13 protein-coding genes are annotated in these 14219 nt (G+C 65.3%); all 13 read right to left on the bottom strand.

What is annotated here, in order from left to right; all coding sequences use genetic code 11:
• Positions 1-10 precede the first annotated feature (10 nt).
• A complete protein-coding gene (gene rplJ / locus VMF11_12140; protein ID HTU71054.1) occupies positions 11-544 on the bottom strand; it encodes a 50S ribosomal protein L10 in 534 nt (177 codons plus the stop codon).
• A 358-nt stretch (positions 545-902) separates the two neighbouring features.
• Positions 903-2210 (bottom strand): oxalate/formate MFS antiporter, encoded by a 1308-nt coding sequence (gene oxlT, locus VMF11_12135; protein HTU71053.1) that lies wholly within the window; start codon positions 2208-2210, stop codon positions 903-905.
• A 14-nt stretch (positions 2211-2224) separates the two neighbouring features.
• On the bottom strand, positions 2225-3700 hold the full coding sequence (locus VMF11_12130; protein ID HTU71052.1) for an aldehyde dehydrogenase family protein: 1476 nt from the start codon (positions 3698-3700) through the stop codon (positions 2225-2227).
• Between the two features lie 2 nt (positions 3701-3702).
• A complete protein-coding gene (frc, locus tag VMF11_12125) occupies positions 3703-4959 on the bottom strand; it encodes a formyl-CoA transferase (protein ID HTU71051.1) in 1257 nt (418 codons plus the stop codon).
• Positions 4956-6668, bottom strand: coding sequence for a thiamine pyrophosphate-binding protein (locus VMF11_12120; protein HTU71050.1), 1713 nt, complete (start codon positions 6666-6668; stop codon positions 4956-4958). The genes frc and VMF11_12120 overlap by 4 nt, the downstream gene beginning before the upstream one ends.
• Positions 6669-6695: 27 nt before the next feature.
• Positions 6696-7376 carry a GntR family transcriptional regulator gene (locus VMF11_12115; protein HTU71049.1) on the bottom strand — a complete coding sequence of 227 codons (681 nt, stop codon included), beginning with the start codon at positions 7374-7376 and terminating at the stop codon, positions 6696-6698.
• Between the two features lie 72 nt (positions 7377-7448).
• A complete protein-coding gene (locus VMF11_12110) occupies positions 7449-8342 on the bottom strand; it encodes a DNA-formamidopyrimidine glycosylase family protein (GenBank protein HTU71048.1) in 894 nt (297 codons plus the stop codon).
• Positions 8335-9252 carry an acyltransferase domain-containing protein gene (locus tag VMF11_12105; protein HTU71047.1) on the bottom strand — a complete coding sequence of 306 codons (918 nt, stop codon included), beginning with the start codon at positions 9250-9252 and terminating at the stop codon, positions 8335-8337. The genes VMF11_12110 and VMF11_12105 overlap by 8 nt, the downstream gene beginning before the upstream one ends.
• Positions 9253-9262: 10 nt before the next feature.
• Positions 9263-10666: a triphosphoribosyl-dephospho-CoA synthase gene (locus tag VMF11_12100; protein ID HTU71046.1), complete on the bottom strand. Its 1404-nt coding sequence runs from the start codon at positions 10664-10666 to the stop codon at positions 9263-9265.
• On the bottom strand, positions 10659-11459 hold the full coding sequence (locus VMF11_12095; GenBank protein HTU71045.1) for a biotin-independent malonate decarboxylase subunit gamma: 801 nt from the start codon (positions 11457-11459) through the stop codon (positions 10659-10661). The genes VMF11_12100 and VMF11_12095 overlap by 8 nt, the downstream gene beginning before the upstream one ends.
• Entirely contained in the window at positions 11456-12262 is an 807-nt protein-coding gene (locus VMF11_12090) for a biotin-independent malonate decarboxylase subunit beta (GenBank protein HTU71044.1), read from the bottom strand. Before VMF11_12090 ends, VMF11_12095 begins: the two co-directional genes overlap by 4 nt.
• The gene (locus tag VMF11_12085) at positions 12259-12552 is read right to left on the bottom strand and encodes a malonate decarboxylase subunit delta (protein HTU71043.1); all 294 of its coding nucleotides are present in this window, start codon (positions 12550-12552) and stop codon (positions 12259-12261) included. The genes VMF11_12090 and VMF11_12085 overlap by 4 nt, the downstream gene beginning before the upstream one ends.
• Positions 12552-14186 carry a malonate decarboxylase subunit alpha gene (gene mdcA / locus VMF11_12080; GenBank protein HTU71042.1) on the bottom strand — a complete coding sequence of 545 codons (1635 nt, stop codon included), beginning with the start codon at positions 14184-14186 and terminating at the stop codon, positions 12552-12554. The genes VMF11_12085 and mdcA overlap by 1 nt, the downstream gene beginning before the upstream one ends.
• Positions 14187-14219 lie beyond the last annotated feature (33 nt).

Raw genomic sequence — 14219 nt, 5'->3', positions numbered from 1 at the left:
ATGAATCTCCTTAAGCGTTCGAACCCGCGGCTTCTTTTTGCTCGCGGATGGCATTGAGTACGCGGACCAGTCCGCTCTGATTGCCCGAGAGTACGGTGACCAAACCGCGCATCGGGCTTGCGAGCGAACCGACGAGTCGTGCGATGAGCTCGAGCTTGGGCGGCAAGGCGGCGAGGGCTTCGACTTGCTTGGCGTCGACGAGCGCGCCGTCGATGTAGGCAGCCTTGATCCCGAGCTTCTTGCGCTCGTCGGCGAATTGTTTGATCGCCTTCGCGGGTGCCACCGGATCGGACCCCGCGAACACGATGCCGGTCGGACCGGCCAGAAAGGCATCAAACTGCCTGGCCCGCTCCTCGCCGGCTGCGATCTTGAAGAGCGTGTTCTTGACGACGGCATAGGTGCTGCCGTCCTTGCGAAGCTCGCCGCGAAGTTTGGTGATCTCCTCGACGGTCAAGCCTTGAAAATCGGTCAAGAACAAGTTCTGCGCTCCGGCAAGCCGTTCGCGCAACTCTTGAACCGCGTTTTCTTTTCGTGCGGTTGGCATGACGTTGTTGCTGCTTTCCTTCTAAAACGCGCATGCTGACGTTGCAGCATGGGCCCCCGAGCAACTAAAAAGCGCTCCATCCGTCCGGAGAGCGCTTCACCAACTCGCACTCATGCGGCGACACAACCTGTCACCCTGAGCCTGTCGAAAGGGTTCGTGCGCACCTCGGCAGGTGTCGGCGTGAGCCTTCATTATCCGCCTTGCGGCGGGCCTACGGTCTTCGGAGCCAAGGGGTAGACTACCATAGGCCCGAGAGCGTTGCAACCCCCGCGGTTCGGTTGTGTAAGCGGTTCGGCTCCCGCGGTTCGGCCCCATGGTTCGGCCGGCTTTCAGCCGGCCGAACCATGGGGGGTCGCGCCTACGAGGAAGCGGCCGCCGGTTGATGCGCCTCCACGTACTCGTGGATCTCATGGACTCGAAGCGGCCGCAGCACGAGCAGCGAAAGCACGGCGGCTACCACGTTGAAGACCGCCGCCACGCTGAGCGCTAGCGTCCAGCTTCCGGTGAGCGCGGTGAGCACGCTCGCCAGCGGAACGATCAGGGCCGCAGTGCCCTTGGCCGTGTACAGCATGCCGTAATTGGTCGTCGCGTATTTCTGCCCGAAGTGGTCGCGTGCCGTCGCCGGGAAGATGCTGAAGATCTCGCCCCAGGCGAAGAACACGACGCCGGATAGCAGCACGAACGTGACCGGAGAGTGCCCAAATTCCATCAACGCGACGATGCCGATGCCCTCGAGCATGAAGGCGAAGAACATCGTGAGCTCGCGGCCGATCCGATCCGAGACCCATCCGAGGATCGGGCGCGTGAAGCCGTTGACCAGATTGTTGATCGAGAGCGCATACGTGAGCGTCGGAAGCGTCCAAAGGAGGATCGTGACCGGCGACTTCGCGATGCCGAAGTCCTTGGCGATCGGTCCGAGCTGCGCGACCGCCATGAGTCCGCCGGCCGCGACCAGCGTGAACATCACGTACATCACCCAGAACACCGGCGAGCGCAACGTCTCCATCGGCTTGTAATCGTGCGTGCCTTGCAGCGTGGTGGGTATCTTGCGATCCGGCACATGGGTCGCCGGAGGCGTCAAGAGGAACATCGCGGCAACCACGACGATCAAGCCCTGAATCAATCCGAACATGAGAAATGCGTGACGGTATCCGCCGTTCGCAACCATCAGCGTCAGCGGAATCACGGTTAGCGCGGCGCCGGCTCCGAATCCCATCGCCGTCAGGCCGGCGGCCAGCCCGCGGTTGCCGGCAAACCATTTGATCGCGTTGCCGATGCAGGTACCATACACGATGCCGGCGCCGATGCCGGCGAGGATCCCGCCGAGGTAGAGCGTCTCGAGCGAGTACGCATACGAGTTGACCACCCAGCCGGCCGCCGCGAAGAGGCCGCCGACGATGACCATTCGGCGCGGGCCGAAGCGATCGGCGAGCGCGGCTTCGAACGGCACGAGCCAGGATTCGACGAGCACGAACAGCGTGAACGAAACCTGAATCGCCGCCCGCGACCAACCCATTGCGGTATGGATCGGATTGACGAAGACGGTCCAGCCGTATTGAAGGTTCGCGATCATCGCCATGCAGACGATGCCGGCGATGAGCTGGACCCAGTGGTTATGAAGAATATTTTCGCGCGGCACGGCCGCACTCGATTGAGCGGAGGACATCCTTTACACCCTTTCTAGCGCCGTAGGCTCACCCAAATCGTCTTTTTGTCGGTGTAGTTGTCGAGTGCGGTCTGGCCGAGATCGCGTCCCATTCCGGAGTCGCCGCCGAGTCCGCCCCAGGGTAGACGTGTGTCGCTCTGACCGTAGGTATTGACCCAAACCGTTCCTGCGTGCAGCCGCTGCGCCATGATGTGGGCACGCGCCACATCCTTCGTCCAAACCCCGGCCGCGAGGCTGAAATCCGAATCGTTGGCGATCCGAACCGCATCGTCTTCGTCCTTGAAGCGAATCACCGCGGCGACCGGGCCGAAGATCTCTTCGCGCGCGATCTTCATCGAGTTGTCGACCTCGGTGAAAACGGTCGGTTCGAGGAAGTAGCCGCGCGAGCCTACGCGTTCGCCGCCCGAACGCAGCGTCGCGCCCTCGCTCTTGCCGGTCTCGATATATCCCATGATCGTGTTCATCTGTTTTTGCGAGATCACGGGACCCATGTAGGTGCTCTCATCGAGCGGGTCGCCGATTTTCAGCGTCTTCGAGCGCGCCACCATCCGCTCGCAGAACTCGTCGTAGATGCTCTCTTGCACGAGCACGCGCGAGCCGGCCGAACAAACCTGGCCGCTGTTGAAGAAAATACCGGCCGAAGAACCCTTGACCGCGGCGTCGATGTCGGCGTCCTCGAAGATCAGGTTGGGCGATTTTCCGCCGAGTTCGAGCGTGAGCCGGGTGACGAACGGCGCTGCGCCCTCCATGATCAGCTTGCCGACGCCGGGCGATCCGGTGAACGAGATCTTGTCGACGTCGGGATTCTTCACGAGCGCCATGCCGGCCGACGAGCCCGGTCCGGGCAGAATGTTCAGCACGCCCGGCGGCAAACCGGCTTCGAGCGCGAGTTCGCCGAGCAGAAGCGCGGTGAGCGGCGTTTCCGTCGCCGGCTTCATCACGATCGCGCACCCGCAGGCGAGCGCCGGGGCGATCTTCCACATCGAGTTCATCAGCGGGAAGTTCCACGGCACGATCGCGCCGACGACGCCGACGGGCACACGCGCGATGTAGGTGAGCGCGTCCGGCCGCACGGGCACGACGTCGCCGGTGATTTTGTCCGGCCAGCCCGAGTAATACTCGATGCAGTCGAGCATCGCCGGATAGTCCTGACGTCGTACCGAGCTGATCGGCTTACCGCCGTCGAGCGATTCGAGCGCGACGATCTCTTCTTGCCGTTCGCGGATCACCTGCGCGAAACGCGACATGATGCGCGCGCGATCAGCTGCGCGCATCGTTCCCCACGGACCCCGCTCGAGCGCGGCACGAGCCGCCTTCACGGCCAGCGCGACGTCGCCGGGGCCGGCCTCGGCAACGTGCGCGATGACTTCTTCGGTCGCCGGATTGCGCGTATCGAACGTCTTCCCGGACTGCGCGTCAACCCATTCTCCGTTGATGAGCAGTTTGGTTTGCGGGACGCGAACCGACTTTGCTGGTGTTGCGATCGCCATGATCAGATTACCCCTTCTTCGTGCAGGCTCTCGACCTGCGAGCGGTCATAGCCCATGATTTCTTGCAAGATTTCCTCGTTATGTTCGCCGAGCAGCGGCGCGCGGCGATAGTCGACGGTCGAGTCGGAGAGTACGAGTGGACAACCGACGGTGTAATAGCTGCCTCGCTGCGGATGCTCCACCGTAGCGATCATGTTGCGCGCGCGCAATGACTCATCTTCGAGCAGTTCTTTCATCGCGAGCACGGGTCCACACGGGATGTCGAGCGCATTGCAGCGCTCGAGCACCTCAAATTTGGTGAGCGTTTGCGTCCATTCTTCGATGATGCCGAAGACCTCCGAAAGGATCGGCACCCGCGCCTCCGGCGTTGCATATTTCGGATCGGTGATGAGTTCCGGCCGCCCTATCTCCTTGCAGAGCGGTTCCCAGATCTGCGTCTGAAGGATCAAATAGACGTAGTCGTTCGGACCGCCCGGCGCGCAGCGCAAGGCGGAACCGGGGTGACCGCCGCCGGAGGCATTGCCAGAGCGCGGCACGACGCCGTTGAAGCTGCGATTGGGATATTCGCTCAGCGGTCCGCGTGCGAGCCGCTGCTGGTCGCGCATCTTGACGCGGCATAGATTCAGCACCGAATCTTGCATCGTACACACGACGCGCTGGCCTTGCCCGGTATGGACGTCGCGCTGATAGAGCGCCGCCAGAATTGCCGCCACCGTATGGATCCCGGTGCCCGAGTCGCCGATCTGCGCGCCGGTCACCAGCGGCGGACCGTCTTCCCAGCCGGTCGTGCTCATCGATCCGCCCATCGCCTGCGCCACCGGTTCGTAGGCCTTGGCGTCGGCGAATTGTCCCGGGCCGAAGCCCTTGATCGAGGCATAGATGATCCGCGGATTGAGTTCGTGGATCGTCTCCCATGAAAAACCCTGACGATCGAGCACGCCCGGGCCGAAGTTTTCGACCAGCACGTCACACTTGCGAATCATCTCGGTGAAGATCTGCTTCCCTTGCGGCGTTTTGGTGTTGAGCGTCAACGAGCGCTTGTTGCCGTTGAGCATCGCGAAATACAAACTATCCGCGTCCGGGATGTCGCGCAGCTGCTGGCGCGTGATATCGCCGCGCCCCGGCAACTCGACCTTGATCACGTCGGCGCCGAGCCAGGCGAGAATCTGCGTGCAGGACGGCCCCGACTGCACGTGCGTCATGTCGAGCACGCGCACGCCGTCCAGCGCCTTTGCTTTCGTCATGGTCTGCGTGCTCATTTGTACATCGTTTGGTTTTCGGTGCCGGGCGCGTATGCGTCGGGATCGAGCCACACGTTGATTACCGCGCAGGTTCCCGCTTCGCGCGCACGCTCGAGCGCCGGGCGAATCTGCCCCGGTTCGCGCACGGCCTCGCCATAGAAGCCCAGCATGTCGGCAAATTTCTCGAAATCCACGTCGCCCAAATAGTTACCGACGTTGCCGCGCTCTTTGCCGTACTTCTGGATCTGGCCGCAGCGGATCTGGTTCATGTAGCTGTTGTTGCCCACGATCGCGATGTACGGCAACCCGAAGCGGACCGCGGTCTGCATGTCGAAGCCGGTCATCGCGAACGATCCGTCGCCAAAGAGCGCGACCACTTCGCGCTGCGGCTGCGCAAGTTTCGCGGCCATCGCAAATCCGGTGCCGACGCCGAGCGATCCGAGCGGACCGGGATCCATCCACAGTCCCGGCGCCTTGGGCTGCACGACGTTGCCCGCGAAGGTCACGACGTCGCCGCCGTCGCCCACGAAGACCGAATTGTCGGTGAGGAAATTATCGATTTCGTAGGCGAGCCGATAGGGGTGAATCGGTACCGCGTCGTTGCGCAGCTTGGGCAGACGAGCCTCAACCGCGGCATTCTCCTTCTCGCGCAGAGCAGCCACCCACGCGTTGCGCGCCGCAGCGTTCTTGGCCCCTGCCGCGCGCGTGACCGCCGCGAGAATCACTCCGACGTCGCCGACCAGACCGAGATCGACGTCGCGATTGCGGCCGACGGTGGCGTACGACATGTCGATCTGCACGACCGTCTTCGCCTTGAGGCTCTTGCCGTAGCGAAGGCGGAAATCGAACGGCGTCCCGACCACGATGATGACGTCCGCCGTTTCGAATGCTTCGCGTCGCGTGAGTTGGAAATGCAGTGGATGACCGGGCGGCAGCGTACCGCGTCCCGCCCCGTTCATATACGCCGGAATGTTGAGCGTCTCGACGAACTCGCGCGCCGCGTCGGTTGCGCGGCAGGTCCAAACTTGCTGGCCGAGCAGCACGCATGGCTTGGTCGCCTTCGAAAGGATATCGGTCAGGCGCGTAATGTCGTTCGGATCGCCCAGGCTCTTGGTCGACGCGCGGTAATGGCCGGCTTGCGGGATCACCGCTCGATCCGGGTCGATTTCATGATCCAGGACCGTGCGCGGAATCTCGAGGTATACCGGACCGAACGAACCGTTGAATGCTTCGCGGGCGGCCATCGTCACGAAATCCGCGACGCGCAACGTCGTGGTGACGCTGGTCGCGAACTTCGTGATCGGCCGCAGCATCTCGACATGCGGCAGATCTTGCAGACCGCCCATGCGGTGCTGCGAGAGCCCGGCTTGCCCCCCGATCAAGAGCATCGGAGATTCGGCGCGAAATGCGTTGGCGACGCCGGTGATCGCGTTGGTCGTACCGGGTCCGGCGGTGACGACCGCGCAGCCGAGGTTGCCCGTCATGCGCGCATAGCCGTCGGCGGCGTGCGCGGCAACCTGTTCGTGACGCACGTCGATGATCTTGATGCCCTCGTCGATGCAGCCGTCGTAGATATCGATGATGTGACCGCCGCAGAGCGTGAAGATCGTATCGACACCTTCCGAGCGCAACGCCTTGGCGACGAGATGCCCGCCCGAGACCTTCTTCTGCGGTGCGGTGCCGTCGGTGGTGTGCCGTTCGCTTGGAACGGAAAGCATCTGAGCCATGGAGATCCCTTCGATCAGCGTAATGATTTAGATGTCATGAACGTGCACGGCGACGTGAGCGGCCAGTCCGAGCGCGTGCTCGCGAACGAGCCGTTCGGCCAGATCGCCGTCGCGGGTTTCGAGCGCCTGAATGATGTGCATGTGATCGACCATCGAACGCTCGAACCGATGATCTTCCGAAATCGTGCGATGCCGGATCGAACGGACGTGCATGATGAGCGTGTCGGCCATCCGCGAGAGCGTTGCGCTCCGCGCGAGATCGATGATCCGGCTGTGAAACGCAAGATTCGCGTCTGAGTACTCGTCAAGCTTGGCCGCGATCGCACCGTTTTCGAACGTCGCGAAAATCGTGCGCAATGATGAAATCTCCTCGTTGCTCGCGCGCTCGGTGATCAATCGCGCCGCCATACTTTCGAGCGCGGCCCACACTTTGATAATCTCGACCAGCTCTTCGCGGCTCTTGCGAACGATGAAATATCCGCGCCGTGGGACGCTTTCGACCAAGCCTTCATGTTCGAGCCGGGCGAGTGCATCGCGAATCGGCGTGCGGCTCACGCCCAAGCGGTATGCCAGATCCCGTTCGTCCAGCCGCAGGTCTTGGTCCGCCCGCTCGTAGATGTTCATCTCGAGCAGCGCGGCGCGCAGCGCGGCGTACGCGCGTTGCGCGAAACTCGCTTCGGATCCGAGCCGCGAGAGACCTAAGGCCAAGGCCGCACCCTCCAGGGCGGGTGGGATATGGTATCTGGTATACCAGTTCCTTCCATGCCGACGCAGCAGCCTCTAGGGCCGCTTTACGTCCTCGAGCTCCTCGAGCGTCCGGGGCCAGTCCGACTTGAGCAGCCGAGAGAGGCTCCGGTCGGCGAGCACTTTGCCGCCGGTCTGGCAACGGGCGCAATAGTTGGTTTCGTTGCCGGCGTAGCGGATGCGCTGGATCGGCGCTCCGCACCGGGGGCACGGCTTGCCGAATCGGCCGTGCACCGCCATCTCCTCACGAAAGGCCGTGACCTTTTCCGGGAAGCCGTCGCCGGCTTTGAGTCGATCGGTCCACGCCGCCAGCGTCCGGCGCGCCGCGTCGAAGAGCACTTCCCACTCCGTTCCGCGGAGTTTTTGGGTCAGCGCGATCGGGGAGAGACGCGCGGCGTGCAGGATTTCGTCCGAGTACGCATTGCCGATCCCGCTCACGATCCGAGGGTCGGTCAGCGCTCGTTTCAACGTCCGGTTCTCGGCGCTGAGCGCTGCCCGAAATGCGTCGAGATCGCTCGAGAAGAGTTCGATGCCGCCGGGATCCTGCGAGCGCAACGCATCCTCGCCCGCCAGCACGGAGAGCGACGCGCGATGTTTCGACCCGGCTTCGGTCAGCACGAGCGTGCCATTCGAGAAGTCGAACGCCGCTAAACTCGTTCGCCCGGAGAGGGCCGTTCCGCGTTCCTTCCAATGCAGCCGGCCGGCGATCATCAGGTGAAGCACGAGCCAACGGTCGTCGTCCATCCCGATCGCAATGCGCTTGCCGACGCGGCGCAGCTCGCGAACGCGGTGCCCGTATTCGTCCTCGAGCGGCGGCTGCGCCGTGCGCAGCAGAAAGGGACTCGCGAGCCGGACGCGTTCCAGCGTCTGCCCTACGATCCGCGTCCGCAGCGCGTGTAAGTAGGCTTCGACGTCGGGAAGTTCAGGCACGGCGCGCGAGCGCTGCCGCCGAGCGCGCGCCGGCGTCCTCGAGCGCAATCGCCCGCGCCCGCGGAAACGCCGCCTGCGCGAGATCGGTCAGCACGTGACCCGGCACCGCCTCGATGAACTCGCTCGTACCCAGTTCGATCATCATCGTCGTTGCATCGTACCATCGCACCGCGTGCGCCACACCGGCGGCCAGGTCGTGGCGCAGCGCCTGCGCATCGCGCACCAGACGCGGCCCGACGCTCCCCACGTAGATCGTGCGCGGGTTGCGAATCTCCATCGGCGCAAGCACGGTTTCGAGATGCGCCTGCACCGGGGCGAGCAGCGGGCAGTGCGAGGGAACGGCGACGTCGAGCCGTTCCGCGCGGCGCGCCCCCGCCGACCGGCCCGCTTCGAGCGCGCGCGCAAGCGCATCGTTCTCGCCTGCGATCACTAATTGCGTCGGTGCGTTGACGTTCGCAATGAAAATTTGCGCCTGCGGTCGCGCGATCGAGCGAACGATCTCCGCGACCACCTGCTCGCGCAGTCCGGCGATCACACCCATGCCGTAACCGCGCGGAAAGAGTTTCTCCATGACACTCGCTCGCTCGCGAACGGCCCGCAGCGCGTCGTCGAAGGCGATGCTTTCCGCGTAGACGGCCGCGGCGAATCCACCCACTGAATGACCGGCAACGGCGTCGGCTTGCACGCCGCGCCGTTCGAGCATCCGTCCCGAAGCGACGCCCGCCACCAGCAGCCCGAGTTGCACGTTGACCGTCGAGGCGAGCGCGGCGGCGTCGTCACGCTCGCGCACGTCGTATCCCAGCACGCGGCTCGCTTGCGCAAACGTCCGCTCCGCATCGAGATCGCCCGCGATCGACGCGAGCATGCCCGGGTGCTGCGATCCCTGTCCCGGGAAGACGAATGCTAACACCGGCCCGTCACTACACCCACGTACCACGCTCGATCGAATCGAGAAAGAGTGCGGCGGCAAGCAGATCGGCCGCGCCGCCCGGCGACGCGCGCCGCGCGAGCAGCGCGCGTTCCAACTCGTTGCACGCGCGCCGGCCGGCCGCGGTGCCGCAGCCGCCCGCAGCGAGCACGGCGCCTGCTCCCGCCTGCGCAACGCGCAGCGCCTCCTCACCGCCGCGGTGCAGCAGACACGTATCCTCGAGCGTGGTCATGACCTCGAGTAATGCGTCGATGCGCGCGACCGCTTCGGACGCACCGCGTTCGCGGGCAGCACGTAACGCGGGAAGCGCGTGGTGTACGACGTGCGGGAAACCGGCCTGCGCTTCGCCGGCCGCACCGCCTACACCGTAGCGGGCGCGTGCGCGCGCGCCGTTGCTGCTCCGCACGGCGGCGACGCCTTCGTCCGGCAGCGCCGCGATCTGCGCGGCGGCGCGCGCGATCGCAGCCGGATCGCGAGAGCCGGTGTGAGCGTGCCCTGCAACGAGCAGACCGAGCGCCCAGATCGCACCGCGATGGGCGTTGGCGCCGCCGGTCGCCGCCAGCATATGCGTTTCGCCGGTGCGGCCGATCGCTCCGAGCCGCGTGCGCAGCGCGCGATCGATCGCGCTCGAACGCGCGGCGAGATCGGCCGCGACGAACGTGTGCTCCAGCGCACGTGCCGAACGCAGCAGCAGGTCGAGCGTGAGATCGTCGTGCGCGCCGCTGCCGCGCCGATCGACCAGTGCCGGTTTAGGCGTGAGTTCGGCCTCGGCGATCAGCGCTTGCACGGCGGCCTGCGGCGGTGAAAACGGCGGCAATATCCGCGGACCGCCCGGCGTCTTCACCATGAGCGCGCCGCCGCGCAGCGTCTCGTCGAGCGCAGCGGCGTAACCGTCACCGAACGCCACCTCGACGTCGACGCGTACCGGCAGATTCGCGATCGCGCACGCAAAGGAATGCAGCGCGCCATCGCCCGATGCCGCGCGTACGATGACGTCGAGATCGCTCTGCTCGTGCAAAGCCGGGACACCGGTGACCAGCTCGTATCCCGCGGCGCCGATCGGCGCAGCGCACAGACCATGCGCGCCGGCCGCACCGATCACCGCCGGCAGCGCGGCAAAGGCGCGGTGCTCGCGCGGCGGAACGACGTTGCGCAGCCGCTCCGGCGGAACGACCCGGTCGATCTCGGCGGCCGCGACGCTGGCGGCAAAGCGCTGCCCGCGGTGCTCGCCGCGAATGCCGATCGGCACGTCTTCCGCTATATAGGCGCGGCGCACGATCGCCCAGGGAGCTCGCCCAAGGCTCGCACGAGCCCACTCCGGCGCATGTGCGGCGAGCCTTGCCACCGCAGGGGGACTTAGCCGGACGAGATCGTGCGCACGGGCGTGCTCATTCATCCCAGCGAGCCGCGAGCTCGTCGCGGACGCGGCGCGCGAGCGCACGCGTTTGCGTTGCCGCGGGCACCGCCAACTTATCGACCGGATTGCGTAATGCGAGAACCGGATTGCGCAGCACGGCGACCAATGCCTCGTGCACGTTCGCAACCTCGGCATCACTCGGCTCGTCGAAATCGGCGATCCGAAAGATGCGATCGATCGCGCCGAAGCGCGCAAAGGTGTGGATGTCGCGCGCGGTCGCCGGAATCTCGCGCGCGATGCGCGCCAAATCTTCGCGCTGCATCCGCGTGACGCGCGCGACGGCTGGCTCCGACATCACGTGAATCTCGATGGCGGAATCGTCGAGCGCGCCGATCCAGCCCGCCTGCAGGCCGTGGGCCAGAAACGCGCCGGAGATCGCCTTGCCGACGACGAGAGCGAGGACGGGATGCCCGCCGCGTCGCGCCCGAATGTACGCGTCCGCCGAGGCTGCCAGGGCGCGCTGCAATCCGACCGCTTCTTCGCGCACGCCGAAGGCCTGTCCGGGAACGTCGACGATCGCGAGAATTGCGCTCTTCTTGGGCGTTCCGTTCACCGCAGCTGCCAGACCAAATCCCTCGTCGATTCCAACTTCGCCCGCACGCGCACGTTCGAAGCGTGCCTGCGGATCGGGAACCACGACGATCGTGCGCACGGGAAATCCGTCGAGCGAAACGTCGGCAGCAAGCACGGATGGCGGCAAGCCCGCCACCGCCGTTCCTTTGTTTGCGAAGCGTTCGTACCACAAGCGCCCGCGTGAGACCACGGTCCTCACGGTTGGATCTCCATGGCATGCAGAAACGCATCGCGTTCCAGCCGCGGATCGGGAAACGGCGGCGGCACCAGCGGACCCAGCGGACGGGGACGTTCGAACGCCCGTTCCACCGCAGCACGAATCGCGCCGACGTCGTCGGCGACCAATTCGGTCGTGAAGTCTTGCTCGAAACGGCGCCGTCCGCCGGTGACGCGCCAGATCAGCGGCCGATCGGATGAATCCATCTCCTCGATACCCGACTCCGTTTCGACGACGTCGGGACCATTGAGCCCGATGCGCGCGCCTTCGCTCACGATGATCGCACTGCACAGCGCGGTCGAAAGCGAGAGCCCGCCGTACACGCCGACGCGGCCGGCGATCACCGCCACCACCGGCATTCGTTCGCGCAGCGCGACGATTGCATCGCAGATCTCGGTGACGGCGAGGATACCGAGGTTTGCTTCCTGCAGGCGAATGCCGCCGGTATCGAGCGCGAGCACGACGCGCGTCGGTCTGCCGTCCTCGAAATCGCGTCGCGCCAGTTCGAGCGCACCGGCGATTTTAGCGCCGCCGATCTCGCCGATCGAACCGCCCAGAAAACGGCCGTCGCTCGCGACCACGCATGCGCGCCGGTTGCCCAGCGTTCCGCGTGCAACCACCACGCCGTCGTCCGCTTGCGGTACTACGTCTTGGGCGGCCAAGTACGGCGAGGCGATGCGAGCGAACGGATCGAGCAGTTCGCGAAAGCTCGCGGGATCGAGCAACGCGCGCGCGCGTTCGCGCGCCCCACGTTCGGCAAAGGACTCGGTCAAGAACGGCGTCATCGCGCGTACTCGAGCGCCTGCTCGAGGCGCAGCGCTACGACCGCTGGTGTCGCTCCGAAGTCGTTGATCTCGATCTGCACCGCAACGGGGTTGCGCGCGAAGAAGCGCGCGAGCACGGCCTGCCAGGTGCGATCGAACCCGGTTACGCTGGTACGCACGACGATCGACGCGCGGCCGTCCGCGGCGGGTTCGAGCAGAACTTCGCAATTCCCGGAAGCGACGACACCCACGTGCGCGCGGTTGGCCACGGGCTCATTCGCCGCAAACTCGTAGCTCAGCGTTTCGATCATCACCAGCTCCTGAAGCGCTTGGGCGGATCGTACAATCCGCCCGACCATTCGACCAGCTCTCGGACCGACCTCGCCGCGAGCAGCGTGCGGTTCGCCTCGCTGCGGCGCACGCCGAGATCTTCCGGAAAGGCGACGATGCCTTCGGCTCGGAGGGCGCGCGTGCGCTCTTCACTCGTTGCCATGCCGATCGGGGTGACGCCGGCAATGGCGGCAAGTGCGGCGCGGCGCTCGTCGAGGCCGCTCGCGCGGTAGAGATAGGCGATGCCTTCCTCGGTCACGACGTGGGTGACGTCGTCGCCGTAAATCATCACCGGCGCGATCGGAAACCCCGCGTTGCGCCCGAGCTCGATCGCATCGAGCCGCTCCACGAACGTCGGCACGCCGCTTTCTTGAAATGTCTCGACCAGCTGGACGACGATCTTGCGCCCGCGCCGCACCTCTTCATCGGACGAGGTCATTTCGAGCCAGGCGGCGCTCGGATGACGGCGCCCGCGCGGATCGCTGCCCAAGTTCGGCGCCCCGCCGAAGCCGGCAATGCGCCCGAGCGTGGCCGTGGACGAGTTGGCGTCGCGATCGATCTGCAGCGTCGAGCCGATGAAGAGATCCGTTGCGTACAGACCGGCGGTTTGGCAATACGCGCGGTTGGAACGCAACGTTCCGTCGCGGCCGGTGAAGAAGACGTCCGGACGCGCTGCAACGTAACGTTCCATTCCGAGTTCGCCGCCGTAGCAGTGCACGCTGCGCACCCAGCCGCTCTCGATCGCGGGGATGAGCGTCGGATGCGGATTGAGCACCCAGTGCGTGCACACCTCGCCGCGCAGCCCCAGGCGTTCTCCGTAGGTGGGAAGGATCAGCTCGATCGCGGCCGTGTCGAATCCGATGCCGTGGTTGAGACTGCGCACGCGATGGCGTTCGTAGACGCCGCGCAGTACGAGCATCGCCATCAACACTTGGACGTCGTCGATCTGTTCCGGATCGCGCGTGAAGAGCGGCTCGATCTCGTACGGCTTATCGGAAACGACGATCAGATCGATCCAATCGCCCGGAATATCGACGCGCTTGACGCGATCGACGATGCGGTTCACCTGCGCGATGACGATGCCGTCGCGAAACGCCGTTGCCTCGGCAATGGTCGGCGTTTCCTCGGTGTTCGGCCCGGTGAAGAGGTTGCCCTCAGCATCCGCCTCGTCTGCCGCGACAAGAGCCACGTCGGGCGTCAGATCGACGAAATAGCGCGCAAAGAGTTCGAGATAGGTGTGAATGGCGCCGATTCGGACGCGACCGTCGGCGACTTGCTGCGCCAATCGCAGCGACTGCGGACCGGCATACGAAAAATCGACCTGCGCGGCGATCCCACGCTCGAAGAGCGCGATGTGCTCCGGACGACCGATGACGGAAATGAGCAGATGGATGTCGTGAACGAGTGCCGGATCGACCGAAGCAAGCACGCGCGAGAGAAAGTCGGCCTGCTTTTGATTGTCGCCTTCGAGGCACACGCGATCGCCCGGCTCGATGAGCGCTTCGAGCACGGCAACCGCGTCAGCCGCCTCGAACCGGCCGTCTTGGACCAGGCGCGTAATACGCTCGAGGCGTTCATCCTTGCGCCGGCGGCGCGTATTCCATGCCGGGATCATCCGGCGGGAGTTGGCCGCGCAGGCGAGCCCGCC

It is taken from the genome of Candidatus Baltobacteraceae bacterium (genome assembly GCA_035502855.1).
GTDB lineage: Bacteria > Vulcanimicrobiota > Vulcanimicrobiia > Vulcanimicrobiales > Vulcanimicrobiaceae > Aquilonibacter.
Note: the sequence above shows the minus strand (reverse complement) of the source record. Positions and strands in the feature narration are given on the sequence as shown.